We start from the raw sequence: 238 nt of genomic DNA on the forward strand, positions 1-238 counted from the left end.
ATACGGTGTAACAACGGGGCGCGCACGCCGCGTGGGGTGGCTGGACCTCGTTGTTCTTCGCTACTCCAATCGCATCAACGGACTCACCGACATCGCGCTGACAAAGTTGGACGTCCTCGACAGTTTTGAGACCATCCCGGTCGCGATTGGCTACGAGGTCGATGGCGTCTTCACCCCCGAGATTCCCGTCTTCCAGTCTGAGTTTTCGAGGGCGGTCCCCGTCTACAAGGAGATGGCG

1 protein-coding gene is annotated in these 238 nt (G+C 59.7%); it reads left to right on the plus strand.

What is annotated here, in order from left to right; genetic code table 11:
- Positions 1-238, plus strand: a 238-nt coding sequence (locus tag FQ668_RS28195) for an adenylosuccinate synthetase (protein ID WP_144180878.1), incomplete at both ends; no start/stop codon positions are given.

Origin of the sequence: Pseudomonas sp. Kh14 (genome assembly GCF_900291005.1) — a bacterium.
Classification (GTDB): domain Bacteria; phylum Pseudomonadota; class Gammaproteobacteria; order Pseudomonadales; family Pseudomonadaceae; genus Aquipseudomonas; species Aquipseudomonas alloputida.